Origin of the sequence: Mesorhizobium sp. M7A.F.Ca.CA.002.05.1.1 (genome assembly GCF_003998335.1) — a bacterium.
Taxonomy (GTDB): domain Bacteria; phylum Pseudomonadota; class Alphaproteobacteria; order Rhizobiales; family Rhizobiaceae; genus Mesorhizobium.
In genome coordinates this window covers 1-2,795 of record NZ_RZQI01000791.1, presented here as the reverse complement: position 1 = coordinate 2,795, position 2,795 = coordinate 1, and the positions used below count along the sequence as shown (strand labels likewise).

Sequence of the window (2,795 nt, the reverse complement as noted above, 5' to 3'; positions counted from 1 at the left end):
CTTTGCATCCCGATACCTGCAGCTCAACCCGCTCGTGGTGACGCTGGCGAGCGGCTCGATCATCCTTGGCGCCATCTGGGCAGGGACGCATGGCGAGGTTTCGGGCTTGGTGCCTGATTGGCTCGTCAACATGGTTTCGGTTATCGGCAAGACCGGTCCCATCCCGCTGCCCGGCTCCGTGGTGATCTGGCTGCTCATCGCCGGCGGCATCCTATTCCTCGAGCGCAAGACCAAGCTCGGCCGCTGGATGTTCGCCGCAGGGGCAAATCCTCGCGCCGCCGAATTGGCCGGCGTGCCGATGCTGCTCGTCTGGATGAGTGTCTACGCGCTCAGTGCCTTCCTGGCAGCGACGACGGGCATTCTACTTGCAGGCTTCAGCGGAGCGGCCGATCCGACCGTCGGCGCAGCCTACCTCTTCACCACTGTCGCAGCAGTCGTCGTCGGCGGCACGCCGCTGACCGGCGGGCGCGGCGGCTATGGGCGCACAATTGCCGGCTGTCTTGTCGTAACAGAACTTAGCACCCTCCTTGTCGGTCTCGGGCTCGACCAGGCGGCACAGCAGATATTCCTCGGTTTCCTGATCGTCGGGCTCGTGGCGCTCTATGGCCGCGAACCGCATCTGAGTATGCGCATATGAAGAGCGCGGTCCATCAGCGCGCGATAGAACCGCCCGCCGACCGCAAGGGCATGCCGCTGCTTCTGTCCGCGGATGGGCTTCGCCGGACATTTGGCGAAACGATCGCGCTTGATTCCTGCTCGCTGTCGATCCGCGAGGGCGAAATCCATGCCGTTGTCGGAGAGAATGGTTCGGGCAAGAGCACGCTGATCAAGATACTCAGCGGCATCGTCCGCGCAGAAGCGGGCACACTGGATTGGCTCGGCCGGCAAGCCAGTTTCGCGAATCCGCGTGCCGCGCAGGACGCCGGCATTGCTACGGTGTTCCAGGAGACGCTGGTCCTTCCAGACATGTCAATTCGTGACAATGTCATGTTGGGCCTGGACGGCATGATCCGTCGCAAGATGACCCCCTTGCGCGAGCGCGAAGCCGTGCGGAAAGCACTGGCGGCTGTCGGTATCGGCAATCTTGATATCGAGCGGCTGGCCGGCACGGTATCGCTCGCCAACCGCCAGATGATCGGCGTCGCACGGTCTCTTATGCGGCCCTGGCGCCTGCTTATCCTCGATGAATCGACCTCCGCGATCGATATCGAAGACCGCGATCGTCTCTTCGAAGTGCTACGAAGTTTCCGTGGCGAAGGGCGATCGATCCTATTTGTCTCGCATCGCATGGACGAGATTCACGCCCTTGCCGATTGCACGACGGTACTTCGATCTGGCCGGAGCGTCGCATCGCTGGAGCGCGGCGCAGTATCGAGCGAAATCCTGCTCGACCTGATGTCGACGCGCGAAGGTGCGCGGGCGGCGGAAGGCGAAGGCTGCGGCGAGACTATTCCCGCCAATGCCGAGGTGATCGTCGGCGTGCGAGGCCTGTCGGTTCTCGAAGGCAAGCCGACACTGGATCTCGACCTTCGTCGCGGCGAGATCATTGGCGTGGGGGGGCTGGAGGGGCACGGCCAGGTCGCCCTGCTGGAGTGCATCGCTGGTCTGCGTCGCGCGCCCACGGGGACAGTGCACGTCGGGACCATGACCATACGGTCGCAACGCGACGCGGCGCGCGCGAAGATCGCGTTCCTGCCGCGCGACCGCAAATCCGAGGGTATCTTCGCCCCGCTGTCGGTGCTCGACAACGTGACCGTATCGGCGCTCGGCTCATTCGCCCGTTGGGGTGTGCTGGGCACAAGGAAGCGGATAGAGGTCGCCGGCGAGGTCACTCGGCGGACCAGGGTCAAGATGGCTGGGCTCGACACGCCGATATCGGCGCTGAGTGGCGGCAACCAGCAGAAGGCGCTACTCGGGCGTCTGATCGCCACCCAACCGCGTGTGTTGGTGTTGAACGATCCGATGCGTGGTGTGGATCTGGGTGCCAAGCGCGACCTCTACGAGGTGCTCAATAATCTCGCTTTGAGCGGCGTTTCCATCCTGATGCTGTCGACCGAACTGGTGGAACTGTGCCTGCTTTGCCACCGGGTGGTTGTGTTTCACGATCACGCCGTCAGCGCGATCGTCGAGCGCGGCGACCTTAGTGAACGCGCATTGATCGATGCGATGTTCTCGCAACGCCGACTGGAGACCTCGACATGAAGTGGCTCGGCGACCGCAGCTACGCATGGCCCGTGCTCATTGCGGTGGTCATTTTTACTGCTCTCAACGCCTTCGCCAGCCCCGCTTTTACCGATGTGACGAACTGGAACGGCATGCTCATCGGCGTGGCGCCGTTCATCATCACCGCCATGGCCCAGACCGCGCCCGTGCTTTCAGGAGAGGGCGGGATCGACCTTTCGGTCGGGCCGCTTGCGGGGCTCGTCAATGCCATGGTGACGTCGATCCTCGTGCCGAATGGGTGGGCCGATCCGGTGACAATCATCGGCGCTTCGCTGGGCGTCGGCATCTTGTCCGGCCTGTTGAACGGCTTCCTCATCGCAGTCGTGCGCGTCCAGCCGATAATCGCAACCTTGGGCACGTTCCTCGCCTTCCAGGGCATTACGCTAGAGATGCTGCCCATGGCCGGCGGTCTGGCGCCGCAATGGCTGCTCGGTCTTGCAGACAGCTATGGCGGACTTTCGGGGATGCTCGTCCTGCTCATCGTGCTTGGCCTTGTCTGGCTGGCGTTCGAGCGGACAGGCTACCGCCGCAACCTGCTCGCCGTTGGAGGGGATGCGCGCGCTGCCTACGCA

Annotated in this window: 3 protein-coding genes; all 3 read left to right on the top strand. The window is 63.6% G+C overall.

All coding sequences use genetic code 11. The features are described from left to right. The coding region (locus EN939_RS28490) for an ABC transporter permease (RefSeq protein WP_442919572.1) at positions 1 to 637 on the top strand (637 nt) is incomplete at its 5' end. Continuing rightward, positions 634 to 2,202, top strand: a complete 1,569-nt coding sequence (locus tag EN939_RS28485; RefSeq protein ID WP_127269689.1) for a sugar ABC transporter ATP-binding protein — start codon at positions 634 to 636, stop codon at positions 2,200 to 2,202. The genes EN939_RS28490 and EN939_RS28485, both read left to right, overlap by 4 nt. Beyond that, positions 2,199 to 2,795: ABC transporter permease (locus tag EN939_RS28480; RefSeq protein ID WP_164751289.1), on the top strand; the 597-nt coding region annotated here is incomplete at its 3' end. The genes EN939_RS28485 and EN939_RS28480, both read left to right, overlap by 4 nt.

Excerpts from the sequence above, each read along its gene's own strand:
- EN939_RS28485 (WP_127269689.1), top strand. The coding sequence starts at position 634 with ATGAAGAGCGCGGTCCATCAGCGCGCGATAGAACCGCCCGCCGACCGC.